This window comes from Streptomyces sp. XY431 (assembly GCF_001279805.1).
GTDB lineage: Bacteria > Actinomycetota > Actinomycetes > Streptomycetales > Streptomycetaceae > Kitasatospora > Kitasatospora purpeofusca.
Window position 1 is genome coordinate 1 of sequence record NZ_LGDO01000100.1, and the last position, 15,048, is coordinate 15,048.

General features: G+C 75.8%; 8 protein-coding genes. 5 read left to right on the top strand and 3 right to left on the bottom strand.

Annotated features, from left to right (window positions below):
* The 3 genes from ADK60_RS13245 to ADK60_RS13255 all read left to right on the top strand — a co-directional run.
* Nucleotides 1-6,371: non-ribosomal peptide synthetase (locus ADK60_RS13245; protein ID WP_053645853.1), on the top strand; the 6,371-nt coding region annotated here is incomplete at its 5' end.
* 88 nt (nucleotides 6,372-6,459) lie between these two features.
* Nucleotides 6,460-6,657: an MbtH family protein gene (locus ADK60_RS13250; RefSeq protein WP_045944063.1), complete on the top strand. Its 198-nt coding sequence runs from the start codon at nucleotides 6,460-6,462 to the stop codon at nucleotides 6,655-6,657.
* Nucleotides 6,654-8,111 (top strand): DHA2 family efflux MFS transporter permease subunit, encoded by a 1,458-nt coding sequence (locus tag ADK60_RS13255; protein ID WP_079008320.1) that lies wholly within the window; start codon nucleotides 6,654-6,656, stop codon nucleotides 8,109-8,111. The genes ADK60_RS13250 and ADK60_RS13255 overlap by 4 nt, the downstream gene beginning before the upstream one ends.
* Before the next feature lie 100 nt (nucleotides 8,112-8,211).
* Here the strand turns inward: ADK60_RS13255 and ADK60_RS13260 are convergent, their stop codons facing one another.
* Nucleotides 8,212-9,195 (bottom strand): GNAT family N-acetyltransferase, encoded by a 984-nt coding sequence (locus tag ADK60_RS13260; RefSeq protein ID WP_053645856.1) that lies wholly within the window; start codon nucleotides 9,193-9,195, stop codon nucleotides 8,212-8,214.
* Between the two features lie 538 nt (nucleotides 9,196-9,733).
* Between ADK60_RS13260 and ADK60_RS13265 the strand changes: the two genes are divergently transcribed.
* Nucleotides 9,734-10,231, top strand: coding sequence for a beta-class carbonic anhydrase (locus tag ADK60_RS13265; RefSeq protein ID WP_053645858.1), 498 nt, complete (start codon nucleotides 9,734-9,736; stop codon nucleotides 10,229-10,231).
* A gap of 56 nt (nucleotides 10,232-10,287) precedes the next feature.
* Here the strand turns inward: ADK60_RS13265 and fes are convergent, their stop codons facing one another.
* Entirely contained in the window at nucleotides 10,288-11,487 is a 1,200-nt protein-coding gene (gene fes / locus ADK60_RS13270; RefSeq protein ID WP_053645859.1) for an enterochelin esterase, read from the bottom strand.
* A gap of 73 nt (nucleotides 11,488-11,560) precedes the next feature.
* Entirely contained in the window at nucleotides 11,561-13,732 is a 2,172-nt protein-coding gene (fhuB, locus tag ADK60_RS13275; protein WP_045944059.1) for a Fe(3+)-hydroxamate ABC transporter permease FhuB, read from the bottom strand.
* Nucleotides 13,733-13,931: 199 nt separating this feature from the next.
* Here fhuB and ADK60_RS13280 point away from each other — a divergent pair, with 199 nt between their 5' ends.
* Nucleotides 13,932-14,975 (top strand): ABC transporter substrate-binding protein, encoded by a 1,044-nt coding sequence (locus ADK60_RS13280; RefSeq protein WP_053645861.1) that lies wholly within the window; start codon nucleotides 13,932-13,934, stop codon nucleotides 14,973-14,975.
* Nucleotides 14,976-15,048: the final 73 nt, after the last annotated feature.

A 15,048-nucleotide genomic window follows, 5' to 3' on the forward strand; every position in this document is an offset into this window, starting at 1 on the left:
CCGCCGCCCTGCGCACCCCCGTCGCCACCGCCAACGTGCTGCCGCTGCGCCTCGCCGTCCACCCCCGCGACACCGCCGCCGAACTGCTGCGCCGGGTCGTCCTGGAGGTCCGCGACGTCCGCCGCCACCAGCGCTACCCGCTGGAGGACCTGCGCCGCGACCTCGGACTGACCGGCACCCGCCGCGCCCTGTTCGGACCGATGGTCAACATCAAGGCCTTCGAGCGCGACCTCGACCTCGCCGGTCTGCCCGGCACCGTCCGCAACCTCGCCGCCGGCCCCGTCGACGACCTCGCCCTCGCCGTCTCGCCCGGCCCCGACGGCGCCCTGCGGATCGGCCTGGAGGCCCACCCCGACCAGTACGGCGCCGACGCCCTCGCCGCCCACCGCGACGGCCTGCTGCGCTACCTCGACGGCCTCGCCACGCTGCTGCTCGACGCCCCGCACACCCCGATCGCCCGGATCGACCTGCTCGACCGGGACGCGCTGCGCCGCGCCACCGCCGGCCGCACCGAGCCGCCCGCCACCCGCACCGTGCCCGAACTGCTCGCCGGCCGGGCCGCCCTGACCCCGGACGCGGTCGCCCTGCGCAGCGGCGCCACCACCCTCACCTTCGCCGAGCTGGACGCCGCGAGCAGCCGCCTCGCGCACCGCCTCACCGCCCTCGGCGTCCGCGCCGACACCCCCGTCGCCCTCGCCATGCCGCGCGGCGCCGACACCCTGGTCGCGATGTTCGCCGTGCTCAAGGCCGGCGGCGCCTGCCTCTCCCTGGACCTCACCCACCCCCGGCAGCGGACCGCCGACATCCTCGACGACACCCGCCCGGTGTGCGCCGTCGGCACCGCCGAGGCCCTCGCCGCGCTGCCCGGCGCCGCCGACCGCCCCGCCGTCGCCCTCGACGACCCCGCCGTCCGCGCCGAACTCGCCGCCCTGCCCGCCGGACCGCTGCCCGCCCCCGACCCGGCGCACACCGCCTACCTGCTGCACACCTCGGGCTCCACCGGCCGCCCCAAGGGCGTCGTCGTCACCCACGCCTCGCTCGCCAACCTCGCCGCCGGCCACGACGAGGACCACATCGCCCCCGCCCTCGCCCGCACCGGCCGCGAGCGGCTGCGGATCGCCCACAGCGCCTCGTTCGCCTTCGACGCCTCCTGGGACCCGGTGCTGTGGATGCTCCACGGCCACGAGCTGCACCTGCTCGACGACGAGACCTACCGCGACCCGGCCGCCCTCGTCGGCCACGTCCGCGACGAGCGGATCGACTACCTCGACGTCACCCCCTCCTACCTGGACGTGCTGATCGCCGAGGGCCTGCTCGCCGAGGACGCCCACCGCCCCGCCGTGGTCGCGGTCGGCGGCGAGGCCACCCCCGAGCCGCTCTGGCGCCGCCTCACCGCCGTCGACGGCCTGAGCCCGGTCAACCTCTACGGCCCCACCGAGACCACCGTCGACGCCTACACCTGGACCCCAGGGCCGGACGGCGCCCCGGTCGGCCGGGTCGTCCGCGGCTCGCGCGCCTACGTGCTCGACGGCTCGCTGCGCCCCGCCCCCGACGGCGTCGCCGGCGAGCTCTACGTGGCCGGCGCCTGCCTCGCCCTCGGCTACCTCGGCCGCCCCGACCTCACCGCCGAACGCTTCCTCGCCGACCCCTTCGGCCCGCCCGGCAGCCGGATGTACCGCACCGGCGACCTCGCCCGCCGCCGGCCCGACCGCACCCTGGAGTTCCTCGGCCGCGCCGACGACCAGGTGAAGATCCGCGGCTTCCGGATCGAGCCCGGCGAGATCGCCGCCGTCCTCGGCGAACTTCCCGGCGTCGACCGGGCCGTGGTGATCGCCCGCCCCGGCCCCAGCGGCAAGCGGCTGCTCGGCTACGCCGTGCCCGCCGCCGGAGCCGTCCTCGACCCGGCCGCGCTGCGCTCGGGCCTCGCCGCCCGGCTGCCCGAGCACATGGTGCCCGCCGCCGTGCTCGTCCTCGACGACCTGCCGCGCACCGGCAACGACAAGCTCGACCACCGCGCCCTGCCCGAGCCCGAGTCCGACGCGGCGGAGGCCGGCGCCGCGCCCGCCACCCCGCAGGAGGAGATCATCTGCGGGCTGTTCGCCGACCTCCTCGACCTGGCCGGACCGCTCTCCCGCGACGCCGGGTTCTTCGACCTCGGCGGCCACTCGCTGCTGGCCGGCCGCCTCGCCGCCCGGCTGCGCGAGGCCCTCGGCGTGGCCGTCGGCTTCGCCGACGTCTTCCGCCACCCCACCCCGGCCGCCCTCGCCGCCCTGCTGCGCGAGCGCTCGGCCCCCGAACCCCGCCCCGCCCTGGTGCCGGTCCGGCGCGCCGAGCGGCTGCCGCTCTCCCCGGCCCAGCGCGGCCTGTGGTTCCACTACCGGCTGGAGGGCCCCAGCCCCACCTACAACATCCCGCTCGCCCTCACCCTCACCGGCCCGCTGGACCGCGAGGCGCTCGCGCTCGCCGTCGGCGACCTCGCCGCCCGGCACGAGACCCTGCGCACCGTCTACGGCGAGTCCGCCGACGGCGAGCCCTACCAGCGGATCCTGCCGCCCGCCCCGGTCGAACTCCACACCGGCACCGGCGAGATCACCGACGCCGTCCGGTACGCCTTCGACCTCGGCGCCGAACCGCCGCTGCGGGCCAGCCTGTTCGCCCACCAGGACGGCACCCACACCCTCCTGCTGCTGCTCCACCACATCGCCGGCGACGGCGCCTCCACCACCCCGCTGGCCCGCGACCTGGCCGCCGCCCACACCGCCCGCCTCGCCGGCCGCGCCCCCGAACTGCCCCCGCTGACCGTGCAGTTCGCCGACCACGTGGACTGGCAGGCGAAGCTCCTCGGCACCGGCGAGGCGCCCAGCGCGCTCGCCGTTCGCCAGCTCGACCACTGGCGCAAGACCCTGGCCGGCCTGCCCGACCAGCTCGACCTGCCCACCGACCGCCACCGGCCCGCCGTCGCCGCCCACCAGGGCGCCACCGTGCCGTTCCGCCTCGACGCCGACGCCCACGCGGCCCTGGCCGCGCTCGCCCGCACCACCGGCACCAGCGTGTTCACCGCCGTCCAGGCCGGCCTGGCCGCACTGCTCACCCGGCACGGCTGCGGCACCGACATCCCCGTCGGCACCCCCGTCGCCGGCCGCGACTCCGACGAGACCGCCGCCCTGGTCGGCTACTTCGTCAACTCCGTGGTTGTGCGCATCGACACTTCCCCTCGCTCCGCCGGGGATGCCCCTCCCGGCGACCCGAGCTTCCGCGAACTGCTCGGCCGCACCCGCACCGCCGTGCTCGGCGCCCACGACCACGCCGACCTGCCCTTCGACCGCCTGGTCGAGGAGCTCAACCCGCGCCGCTCGCTCGCCCGGCACCCGCTGTTCCAGGTCATGCTGGCCTGGCAGTCCGTCCCCGACCGGGCCTTCGCGCTCGGCGGCGGCCTCACCGCCACCGTCGCCGCGATCCCCTCCGGCACCGCCAAGTTCGACCTCACCCTCAACGCGGGCGAACTGCGCGAGGGCGGCATAGCGGGCTTCCTGGAGTACCGCACCGACCTCTTCGACGAGGCCACCGTGCGCGCCCTCGCCGAGCGCCTGGCCCGGCTGCTCACCGCCGCCGCCACCGCGCCGGACACCAGGATCGGACGGCTCCCGCTGATCAGCGACGAGGAGCGGCACCGCGCCCTGGTCGAGTGGAACGGCACCCCCGTCCACTCGGAGCCCGGCGCCACCCTGCCCGAGCTGTTCGAGGCCGCCGCCCTCGCCAACCCCGGCGCCACCGCCGTCAGCTGCGACGGCGAGACACTCAGCTACACCGAACTCGCCGCCCGCGCCGACCGGCTGGCCCGGCTGCTGGCCGCCCGCGGCATCGGCCCCGGCACCATCGTCGCCCTCGCCCTGCCGCGCTCCCTCGACCTGGTCACCGGCCTGCTCGCGGTCGCCAAGTCCGGCGCCGCCTACCTGCCGCTCGACCCCGAGTACCCGGCCGACCGGCTCGCCTACATGCTCGCCGACGCCGCGCCCGCCGCGCTGCTCACCGACACCGCCACCGCGCCCCGGATGCCCGAGCACCGGGTGCCGCAGCTGCTGGTCGACGGCGGCGAGGCGGACGCCCACCCGGCCGTCCCGCTGGCCCAGCACGAGCGCACCCGGCCGCTGACCGCCGAGGACACCGCCTACGTCATCTACACCTCCGGCTCCACCGGCCGTCCCAAGGGCGTACCGGTCACCCACCACAACGTGGTCCGGCTGTTCTCCGCCACCGACCACTGGTTCGGCTTCGGCGCCGAGGACGTGTGGACGCTGTTCCACTCCTACGCCTTCGACTTCTCGGTCTGGGAGCTCTGGGGCGCCCTGCTCCACGGCGGGCGGCTCGTCGTCGTCCCGCACCTGGTCAGCCGCGACCCGGCGGCCTTCCTCGACCTGCTCGCCCGCGAGCGGGTGACCGTCCTCAACCAGACGCCGTCCGCCTTCTACCAGCTCAGCGCCGCCGACCGGGAACGGCCCGGCACCGAACTCGCCTTGCGCTACGTGGTGTTCGGTGGCGAGGCACTCGAACTCGGCCGCCTCGACGACTGGTACCGGCGGCACGCCGAGGACGCGCCCACCCTGGTCAACATGTACGGCATCACCGAGACCACCGTGCACGTCACCCACATCGCCCTGGGCCGGGCGAGCGCCGCCGCGGGCAGCAGCAGCACCATCGGCGTCAACATCCCCGACCTGCGGATCTATGTGCTCGACCAGTACCTGCAGCCCGTCCCGCCCGGCGTCACCGGCGAGATGTACGTGGCCGGCGCCGGCCTGGCCCGGGGCTACCTCGGCCGCCCGGCCCTCAGCTCCGAGCGCTTCGTCGCCGACCCGTACGCGGAACTGTTCGGCGAGCGCGGCACCCGGATGTACCGCTCCGGCGACCTCGCCCGACGGCGGGCCGACGGGGTCCTGGAGTACTTCGGCCGGGCCGACCAGCAGGTGAAGATCCGCGGCTTCCGGATCGAACTCGGCGAGATCGAGGCCGTCCTGGCCGCCCACCCGGCGGTCGCCGACGCCGCCGTGGTCGTCCGCGAGGACGTGCCCGGCGACAAGCGGCTGGTCGGCTACGCCGTGCTCGCGCCCGGCGCCGACCAGGTCACCGCCGCCGACCAGGTCACCGGCGCGGACCAGGTCACCGGCGAGGAACTGCGCACCCGCACCGCCGCCGACCTGCCCGTCCACATGGTCCCGTCCGCCGTCGTCCTGCTCGACCGGCTGCCGCTCACCGCCAACGGCAAGCTCGACCGGCGCGCCCTGCCCGCCCCCGACGCCCCCGCCGCCGGTGGCGGCCGCCCGCCGCGCAACCCGCGCGAACAGCAGCTCTGCGAACTGTTCGCCGAGGTCCTGGGAGTACCGGCGGTCGGCGTCGAGGACGACTTCTTCGCCCTCGGCGGCCACTCCCTGCTGGTCGTCCGGCTCGCCGGGCGGATCCGGGCCGTGCTCGGCCTGGAGGTCGGCATCGGCACCCTGTTCCAGGCGCCGACCGTCGCCGCGCTCGACACCGCGCTGTCCGCGGACACCCCCGGCGCCGACGCGCTCGACGTCCTGCTGCCGCTGCGGCCCACCGCCCCCGGCCGCCGCAACCCGCTCTTCGCCGTCCACCCGGCCGGCGGCCTCAGCTGGTGCTACACCGGACTGATCCGCAACATCCCGGCGGACGTGCCGATCTACGGCCTCCAGGCGCAGGGCGTCGGCGCCGCCACCGCCGGCGAGCCGCTGCCCGCCACCATGGAGGACCTCGCCGCGCACTACGTCGACCGGCTCCGCGAGGTCCAGCCCGAGGGCCCCTACCGGCTGCTCGGCTGGTCCACCGGCGGCATCATCGCCCACGCCATGGCCGCCCGGCTGGAGGAACTCGGCTGCGTCGTCGAACTGCTGGCCGTCCTCGACGCCTACCCGGCCGAGGGCTTCCGCGACCTGCCGGTGCCGGACCAGGCCGAGGCCCTGGAGGCGCTGCTCACCATGGGCGGCTTCGGCCCCGAGGACCTCGACGGCCGGCCGCTGGAACTCGCCCACGTCACCGAGGTGCTGCGCCGCGAGGGCAGCCCGCTGGCCGGTCTCGACGACGCCACCGTCGAGGCGCTGAACCGGATCTACCTGCACATCAACCACCTGGTGCGGGAGTACGACCATCGCCGCCTCACCGGCGACGTGCTGTTCTTCCGCGCCGTCGTCGACACCATCGACGACACCCTGGTGCCCGAGCTGTGGACCCCGTACGTGGCCGGGCGGATCGACAACACCGAGGTCGCCTGCTCGCACAAGGACATGACGCTGCCGGAGCCGATCGCGCACATCGCGGGCGTCGTCGCCGAGCACCTCACCGCCCTCGACTCCGGCCGCTGAACCCCGCTCCCGTCCGAACCTGCCCGAACCTGTCTGAACCTGCCCGACCATGCCCGAACCTGTCCGAACCCACAGGAGAACCCACCCCATGAGTGACGCCCCCGCCAACCCCTTCGACGGCGACGGCGAGTTCCTCGCGCTCGTCAACGACCAGGGCCAGCACTCGCTCTGGCCGGCCTTCGCCGCCGTCCCGGCCGGCTGGACCGTCGCCCACGGGCCGTGCGAGCGCGCCGCCGCGCTGGACTGGATCACCGCCCACTGGACCGAGCTGAGCCCGGCCCGATGACCGACACGGACGCCAAGCCCGGCCCCGGTCCCGGCACTCCCGCCGGGGCCGGGGCCGGCGCCCCGGCCCGTCCCCTGTTCGCGGGACGCCTCGCCGTGGTGCTCGTGTACACGGCCGCGATGTGCATGAACGGCCTGGACTCGACGATCGTCAACCCGGCCCTGTTCACCATCGCCGGTGACTTCGGCCGCCCGGTCTCCGCCGCCAACGCCGTGGAGACCGCCTTCCTGGTCGGCCTCGCGGTCGGCCTCCCGGCGGCCGGCTGGCTCGGCGACCGGTTCGGCGTCCGGCGGGTCTTCCTCGGCTCGCTCGCGGTGTTCACCCTGGCCAGCGCCCTGTGCGCGGCCGCCCCCGGCCTCGGCGCGCTCACCGCCGCCCGGGCCGCCCAGGGCGTGGCCGGCGGCCTGCTCACCCCGGTCGGCATGACGCTGCTGTTCCGGGCCTTCGCGCCGCACGAGCGGGCCGGCCTCGGCAAGGTGCTGATCGTGCCGACGGCCCTGATGCCCGCCCTCGGCCCGCCGCTCGGCGGCTTCCTGACCGAACACCTCTCCTGGCACTGGCTGTTCCTGGTCAATGTGCCGATCGGCGTGGCGGCCGTGCTGACCGGCGTGTTCGCCCTGCGCGACCAGGAGGAGCCGCCGGCCGGGCGCTTCGACACCACCGGCTTCCTGCTCGCCACCCCGGGCCTGGGCCTGCTCACCTACGCGCTCGGCTTCGGCCCCGCGCACGGCTGGACCTCCCCGGCGGTGGGCCTGTCCGGGGTCCTCGGCGTGGTGCTGCTCGTCCTCGCCGTCCGGCACCAGCTGCGGGCCGAGGAGCCGCTGGTGGACCTGCGGCTGCTCGCCGACCGGACCTTCGGCGCGGCCGGCTGGCTGGCCCTGCTGACCGCCGCCGGACTGATGGGCGCGCTGTTCGCCTTCCCGCTGCTCTACCAGGCGGCGCTCGGCGCCTCGGCGCTGGACGCGGGCCTGAGCGTGTTCCCGGAGGCGATCGGCCTGATGGCCGCCTCCCAGGTGGTCGACCGGCTGCTGCCGAGGCTCGGCCCGCGCCGGCTCGCGCTGCCGGCCCTGCTGCTCGCGGCGCTGGTGCTGGCCGCCCTCGCCCTGCCGGGTGTCGGCGGGAACGCCTGGGCCGTCCGGGCGCTGATGTTCGGGGTCGGCCTGATCCTGGGCACCGCCGTGCTGACGGTGCAGATCGCGGGCTTCGCGGACGTGCCGGGGCCCGCCATGGGCCGGGCGATGGGCCTGTTCACCATCGTCCGCACGCTCGGCGGCGCGTTCGGCATCGCCGGCGCCGCGGCGCTGATCGGCGCGCTGGCCGAGGACGGCACGCACAGCGCCGAACCCGGGCCCTACCGGGTGGCGCTGGTGGCCACGGCGGGCGCGGTCGCCCTCGGAGCCCTGGTCGCGGCCCGGCTGCCGAAGGAGGCCCCGGGGCCGCCGCCGATGGACTGAGCGACTCGTGGCACTTGCAGGACGGCACCCCGCGCCCCGGGGTGCCGTCCTGCGGCCGTTCCAGCCGTTTGCGGCTGTGTGCGGCTCTGCGCGGCCGGGTTCAGAACTCCTTGACCAGCCGCCGGTGCCCGCTGCCCCACCGGTACCCGAGGGCGGCGTTCACCGCGACCATCGGCACATTGCCGGCCTCGACCTCGGTGTGCGCCGTCCGCACACCGTGCCCGAGCAGGTACCGCGCCGCGTGCAGCTTGAGCGCCCGGGCGAGCCCGCGGCCGCGCCAGGCCCGCAGCACCGCCGTGTAGTGGACGCGGCAGGCCAGCGGGTCGTTCGTCCCGTGCACGACGGTGGCGCCGACGATCCGCCCGCTGCACTCGGCGGTGAACACCCAGTCGGGGCGGGCGCCGGGACCGGCCAGGACCTCGGTCCGCCAGTCGTCGAACTCCGGCAGGGCATCGGCGAATCCGGGGTTGTCGCGGAGGGTCTCGCGGTAGAGGTGGTGGAGCTGGCGCTCGGACTCGGGCGCGAGGGTGGTGGCGAGGGTGTCCAGGTACAGGCCGGGCGGCGGCTGCGGGGCGGGCAGGTGCGGGCCCAACGGGGCGCTCGCCGAGCGGACATGGGCATCCACCCGGTAGCCGCGGCCGAGCAGCAGCCCGGTCAGGTCGGCCGTCGGGTCCCGCCCCGCGGTCGCCGACCCGTCGTGCCCGTCCGGGAGTTCGCCGAGCAGCCGGCCGGCTCCGGCCTCGCGGCCCCAGCGCTCCAGCCCGTCGTAGAGCGGCAGCAGCCAGGCCGGGGCACGCCCCGGCGCGCTGATGACGAGCGAGGCGAGGTCGCCGGGGAGTGTCCAGGGGGCGCGCCAGGCGGTGGCGTACCCGAGCAGGTCCCCGGTGGGCCCGGGTTGGACCAGCCGGACCCGGCCGTGCCCGGTGAGCCGCCCCCGCCGGTCGGTGGCCAGCCGGTCCTCGCTCGGCAACACCGCGTCCCGGCCGCGCAGTTCGGCGGCCGTGACGGGCGGCTCGACCCCGTCGGCGGAGAGCAGCTCCGCCAGCGCGGGGTAGTCGGTGTCGGGCCGGAACGCGCGGATCACCCGCGGCCGCCGGACAGAATCGAATGCGTCACATGTGACACGGTACTGGCCCGTGCGGCGTCCCGCCCGGGGTTTCCCCGGCCCACCCGGGCGGTCACCCGTCCCGGACTCCGCCCCGGACTTCGCGCCGGGGTCCGCGCCGGGATCCGAGCCGGACTCCGCGCCGGGTCACCCGACGGGGTGGTGAATGCCGGATTCCCCGGCGGGTGGGTGCGGGTGGGCGGTACGGTGCCCGCATGACCGTGCTCGTCCGCCGTCGTCACATCGACTTCGGCCGCATCCACTCCACCGGCTGTCCGGTCACCTTCTGATCGATCGATCGATCCCCGGCCCGTCGGGCCGCGCCGCCGTGTAGGACGGCGCCGCGCCGCACGGCCGTCGTTCTCCGCCGCCGCGCACGGTCCGCCGCCTCCGGGCGGGCCGGTCCGCGCCCGTGCGGCGCCGTCCCGGGCGCGCCGGTCGACCCCTGCACACCGCCAGGCGTCCCCGCGTCCCGGACGACCACGATCCGACCGCACCGAAGGGACGTCCGTCCGCCATGACCGACACCGCCACCGACCACTACCTGCGCAACAACTCCGACTACGCCGCGGCCTTCGAGGGTCCGCTGCCGCTCCCGCCGGCCCGCCGCACGGCCGTCCTGGCCTGCATGGACGCCAGGCTGAACGTCTACGGCGCGCTCGGCCTCGCCGAGGGCGACTCGCACGTGATCCGCAACGCCGGCGGCGTCGCCACGGACGACGCCATCCGTTCGCTGGCGATCAGCCAGCGGCTGCTCGGGACGGAGGAGATCATCCTCGTCCACCACACCGACTGCGGAATGCTCACCTTCGGCGACGACGCCTTCCGCGAGGAGATCCGGAAGGAGACCGGGGTCAAGCCGCCGTGGGCGGCGGAGGCCTTCTCGGACCTGGAGGCCGACGTCCGGCAGTCGGCCGCGCGGATCCGGACCAGCCCCTTCGTCCCGCACACCCGGTCCGTGCGCGGCTTCGTGTTCGACGTCGCGACCGGGGTCCTCACGGAGGTCGAGCTCTGAGCACGGGGGGGGTGGGTGCGGTCTCCGCACCCACCACCCCCGCGTCCGGGCGGGCGTCAGCCGCGGTGCCCCAGCAGGTGGACCAGGCCGTCGGCGAGGCCCCCGCGCCAGCAGGCGTAGTCGTGCCCGCCGTTGAACTCGCGGTAGGCGAGGTCGTAGCCCCGGTCGAGCAGCACGTCGCGCAGGTTGCGGTTCTGGGGGAGCAGCAGCCACTCCTGGAGGCCGGCCTCCACCCAGAAGCGGGCGTCGCGCCGCTCGGCGGCGGCGAACTGGCGGGTGAGCCACTCGCTGCCGTCGTTGAGCTCGGTGGGGTCGGGCCACCAGAAGGAGCCGGACTGGGAGAGCGCGTTGCCGAACCGGGCCGGCCGGTGGAAGGCGGCGAAGGCGGCGGTCAGCCCGCCCGCGCTCTGGCCGGCGATCACCGTACGGGCCGGGTCGGCGGTGGCCCGGTACTCGGCGCCGGCCCAGGGCAGCACCCGGTCGGCCAGCAGGTCGACGAAGTCGGGGTTGCAGCTGAGGTCGTCCGGCCGGGTCCGGGGCGGGGTGTGGACGAGCAGTGCGACGGTCGGCGGGATCAGCCCCTCGGCCGTGAGGTTGTCCAGGGTGTCTCCGACCGACAGCTGTCCGCCCCAGACGTCGCCGTCCAGCAGGACCAGCACCGGGTAGGGGCCGCCGTCCGTGCGGTGCCCGGCGGGCAGGTGGACGTCGATCGTCCGCCCGGCCGCCTCGGCGCGCACGGTGCGCCCGCGCGGCACCTCCGGGCGGCGTTCGGCGTACGGCTGGGCGGGCGCCTCGGGCAGGGCGAGCACCGAGGAGGGGTGGCGCCCGTCGCGGCCGGGCAGCCGAGGGCCCCGGTCGAGCGGGTCGGGGCGGGCGTCGTCCAGGACCTTCAGCCAGTCCGCCCGCCGGGTGCCGGGGACGGCTCCGCGCACCGGGTACAGCTGGTAGGAGGCCCGGTGGTCGGCGCGCAGCCGGTAGGTGCGCGACCAGCCGCCGGCCCGGCGCTCCATCAGGTGCGGGGCGAGGTCGCCGGCGTGCCGGTCCTTGTCGGTGACGGTGTGGACGAGCGCGAGCACGCCGTCGTACGGCTCCTCGCCCGGCTCGTCGCGCAGCACGAAGGTCACCTGCCGGTAGGCCGGGTCCTCGGGGTCGGGGTCGACCAGCGGGGCGCCCTCGGCGGCCACCCGGGCCCAGAACGCGTCGCCGGTGACGGGCTGTTCGCTCCGGGCCGGGAGGCCGAGCGGTCCGCTCTGCACCGCGAGGCGGGGCTGTTCATCCTGTGCTGCCGGGCCGGGCTGTTCATTCTGCACTGCGAGAACTCCTCGATGATCAGGCGGGGTTGCCCTTGCGGCCGAGCAACACCCAGAGCAGGAACGGGCCGCCGAGCACGGTGGTGACGATGCCGACCGGGATCTCCACACCGGAGATCAGTACCCGGCCGAGGGTGTCGGCGAGCACGATCAGCACCGCGCCGACCAGGGCCGAGCCGAGCACCGGGACGCGGGACGGCCCGGCCAGCCGGCCGGCGACCACCGGTGCGGCCAGCGCGACGAAGCCGACCGGTCCGCAGATCCCGACGGCGAGTCCGGCGAGGGCCACGGCCAGCAGCAGACAGGCGAGCCGGACCCGGCCGGGGTCGACGCCGAGCGAGGAGGCCACATTGTCGTCGAAGCGCAGCACCGCCAGCCGGCGGGCCACCACCAGGGCGATCGGCACCAGGACGGCGAGGCCGATCAGCACCGGGGTGGCGACCTCGTAGTCCCGGCCGTTGAGGCTGCCGGAGGTCCAGACGTAGAGCGAGGAGGCGGAGCTGAGCGAGCGCCGGGCCATCGCGACCTGGATGATCGCGGAGGCGAGCGCCGACATGGCGAGGCCGACGACGAGCACCCGGTAGCCGCGGGCGCCGAGGCCGCCGGAGACGGCGGTGACCACGGCGACGGCGACCAGCGCGCCGATCGGTCCGGCCCACCAGGCGCCGAACGCGCCGGTGGCGGTGACGGAGATCAGCACGGCGGCGGTGGCGCCGTCGTTGACGCCGAGCAGTTCGGGGGTGGCGAGCCGGTTGCGGGCCAGTGTCTGGGTGAGGCAGCCGGCCAGGCCGAGCGCGGCGCCGGCGGCCAGGCCCGCGACGATCCGGCCGAGCCGGAACTTCTGCACCAGCAGGACGTCGAGGCGGTCGCCGTAGCCGAAGACGGCCCGGAAGGTGGAGCCGAGGTCGAGTTCGCTCTGACCGGCGTGCGCGGAGACCACCACGGCGGCGAGCAGCGCGGCGGCGAGGCCGAGCGCGGCCAGCGCCGAGCGCCGCGGGAGCAGGACGGAGAGCGCGCCGCGCCGGATCACCACGTCCGGCCTGGGCGGCTTCTCCTCCGGGTGGCCATGTCGGCCGGAGGACTCGGCGGGGGCGGTGTCGGTCAGGCCGAGCGCGGCGTTCTTCCTGGACCGCACGATGGCGATCAGCGTGGGCGCGCCGATCAGCGCGACGATCACCGACACCGGGGCCTCGAAGGGGCGGGCGACCACCCGGGCGAGCACGTCCGCCCCGGTCAGCACGGCGGCGCCGACGAGCCCGGCGAGCAGGGTGAGCCGGCCGACCCGGGGGCCGGCCGCGGCCCGCGCCAGGAAGCCGGCGAGCAGGCCGAGGAAGGAGATCGGACCGGCCAGGGCGACGGCGGAGGCGGTGAGCAGGGTGACGGCGAGTGCGACGGCGGCGCGGGTGGCGCCGGGGCGGTGGCCGAGGCCGCGGGCGAGGTCGTCGCCGAGCGCGAGCGCGGACAGCGGCCGGGTGGTGAGCAGGGCGACCACGAAGCCGACCCCGAGCACCGGGGCGAGCTGGCCCAGGGTGGTCCAGCCCTCCACCCCGGCCAGCGAGCCGAGCACCCAGACCCGGTAGCGGTCGTACGCCTCGGGGGAGTTGACGATCAGTACGCCGGTGAGGCCGCCGAAGGTGGCGCCGACGGCGGAGCCGCCGAGGACGAGCCGCATGGGGGAGCCGCCGCCCCGGCTGCCGGCGATCGCCAGCACAAGTCCGCTGGCCAGGACGGCGCCGCCGAAGGCGAAGGCGAGGTAGCCGTAGGAGGTCTGGACGCCGAGCACGGCGATGCCGAGGACGACGCCGAGCGAGGCGCCGGCGTTGACGCCGAGCAGGCCGGTCTCGGCGAGCGGATTGCGGGTGACGGACTGGAGTTGGGCTCCGGCCACCCCGAGCGCGGCGCCGACCAGCAGGGCGGTCAGGGTGCGGGGGAGGCGCAGGTCGCCGACGACCAGGGCGAGATGACTGTCGGCGCGGGCGCCGTCGGTGTCGAGCAGGTAGTCCAGCACGCGGCCGGGGCCGACCTCGCCGGCGCCGACGGAGAGCGAGAGCGCCGTCAGCGCGAGCAGTGCGGCGAGGATGCCGCCGAGGGTGATCCAGGCGGTGCGGCGGGACCGGTCGGCCGTCGGCGGTGCGGGGGCGGAGGGTTCCGCGCCGGCCGCTTCGACGGCACCCACTTGCGACAATGTCATAAGGTAAGGCTAACCTAATGGTCAACGCGGTCGGACGGGTGTCCGACCCGGGGTGGCATCCGTCCGGATCGTCCTGGTCCGGATCGTCCCGGTTCGTGTCACCGCGTCGTCGCACCCGCCGCTGCACCGCCGCAGTACCGCCGCATTCCGCACCGTCGTCCGTACCGCCCGTACGCAACACCCTTGCCCGGAGGCATCCATGTCGACCCCCCAGAGCCCGCTGCACCTCGCCCGCCGCCGTGCGGTCCAGGCGGTGGCCGCCACCGGGGCGGCCACGCTCCTGCTCGTCGGCTGCGGCTCGTCGGGCTCCTCCGACAAGGGGTCCTCCGACAAGGGCTCCCCGTCCGCCGCCGCCACGACCGCCGCGGCGGGCAGCCCGGCCGCCGACGCGGCCGGCGGCAAGCGGACCGTCAAGGACGCCACCGGCACGGCCGTCGAGATCCCCGCCGAGCCCAAGCGCATCGTCACCCTCACCCAGGAGGACCTCGACGCGGTGCTCGCCCTCGGCCTCAAGCCGGCCGGCATCACCAACGGCCAGGGCCTCAACGAGCCGCCGGCGTACCTGAAGGACAAGGTCCAGGGCATCCCGGTGGTCGGCAACCTGCTCCAGCCCGTCATGGACAAGGTGATCGCCGCCAAGCCCGACCTCATCCTGGCCGGCGACATGCAGGACCAGCAGGTTCTCAAGCAGCTGCGCGAGATCACCCCCGCCACCCTGGTCACCATGGCGCCGACCGACGACTGGAAGCTCTCCTTCCGCGGCATCGGAAACGCCCTCAACAAGCTGGACCAGGCCAACAAGGTCATCGCCGACTACGACGCCAAGGCCGTCAAGGCCGGCGGCGAGCTGGGCGCCAACAAGGGCGCGGCCGTCTCCATCGTCCGCTGGAACCCGACCGGCCCGAGCTGGATGGAGAAGAAGCAGTTCGCCAGCGGGGTCGCCCTCGACATGGGCCTGACCCGCCCGAAGACCCAGGACAAGGACGGCAACGCGCACACCCCGGCGCTGAGCCTGGAGAAGATCAACGAGATCGACGGCGACTGGCTGTTCCTGTCGACCCTCACCGACGACGGCAAGGCCGCGCTGAAGGACGTCCAGTCCAAGCCCGCCTACCAGGAGCTCGGCGCGGTGAAGAACAACCACACCGTGACCGTGGACGGTTCGGTCTGGTCGACCCGCGGCGGCCCGCTCGCCGCGGACGTCGTGATCGGCGACATCGGCAAGGCGCTCGCCGCCAAGTGACCCGCCGACGGCGGGCGCCCTCCTCACCGGGCGTCCGCCGTTCCGCCGTTTCCCCGCCACCCGCCACCCCGCC

Coding starts and splice junctions, on each gene's coding strand:
- ADK60_RS13250 (WP_045944063.1), top strand. CDS start 6,460: ATGAGTGACGCCCCCGCCAACCCCTTCGACGGCGACGGCGAGTTCCTC.
- ADK60_RS13255 (WP_079008320.1), top strand. CDS start 6,654: ATGACCGACACGGACGCCAAGCCCGGCCCCGGTCCCGGCACTCCCGCC.
- ADK60_RS13265 (WP_053645858.1), top strand. CDS start 9,734: ATGACCGACACCGCCACCGACCACTACCTGCGCAACAACTCCGACTAC.
- fhuB (WP_045944059.1), bottom strand. CDS start 13,732: ATGACATTGTCGCAAGTGGGTGCCGTCGAAGCGGCCGGCGCGGAACCC.
- ADK60_RS13280 (WP_053645861.1), top strand. CDS start 13,932: ATGTCGACCCCCCAGAGCCCGCTGCACCTCGCCCGCCGCCGTGCGGTC.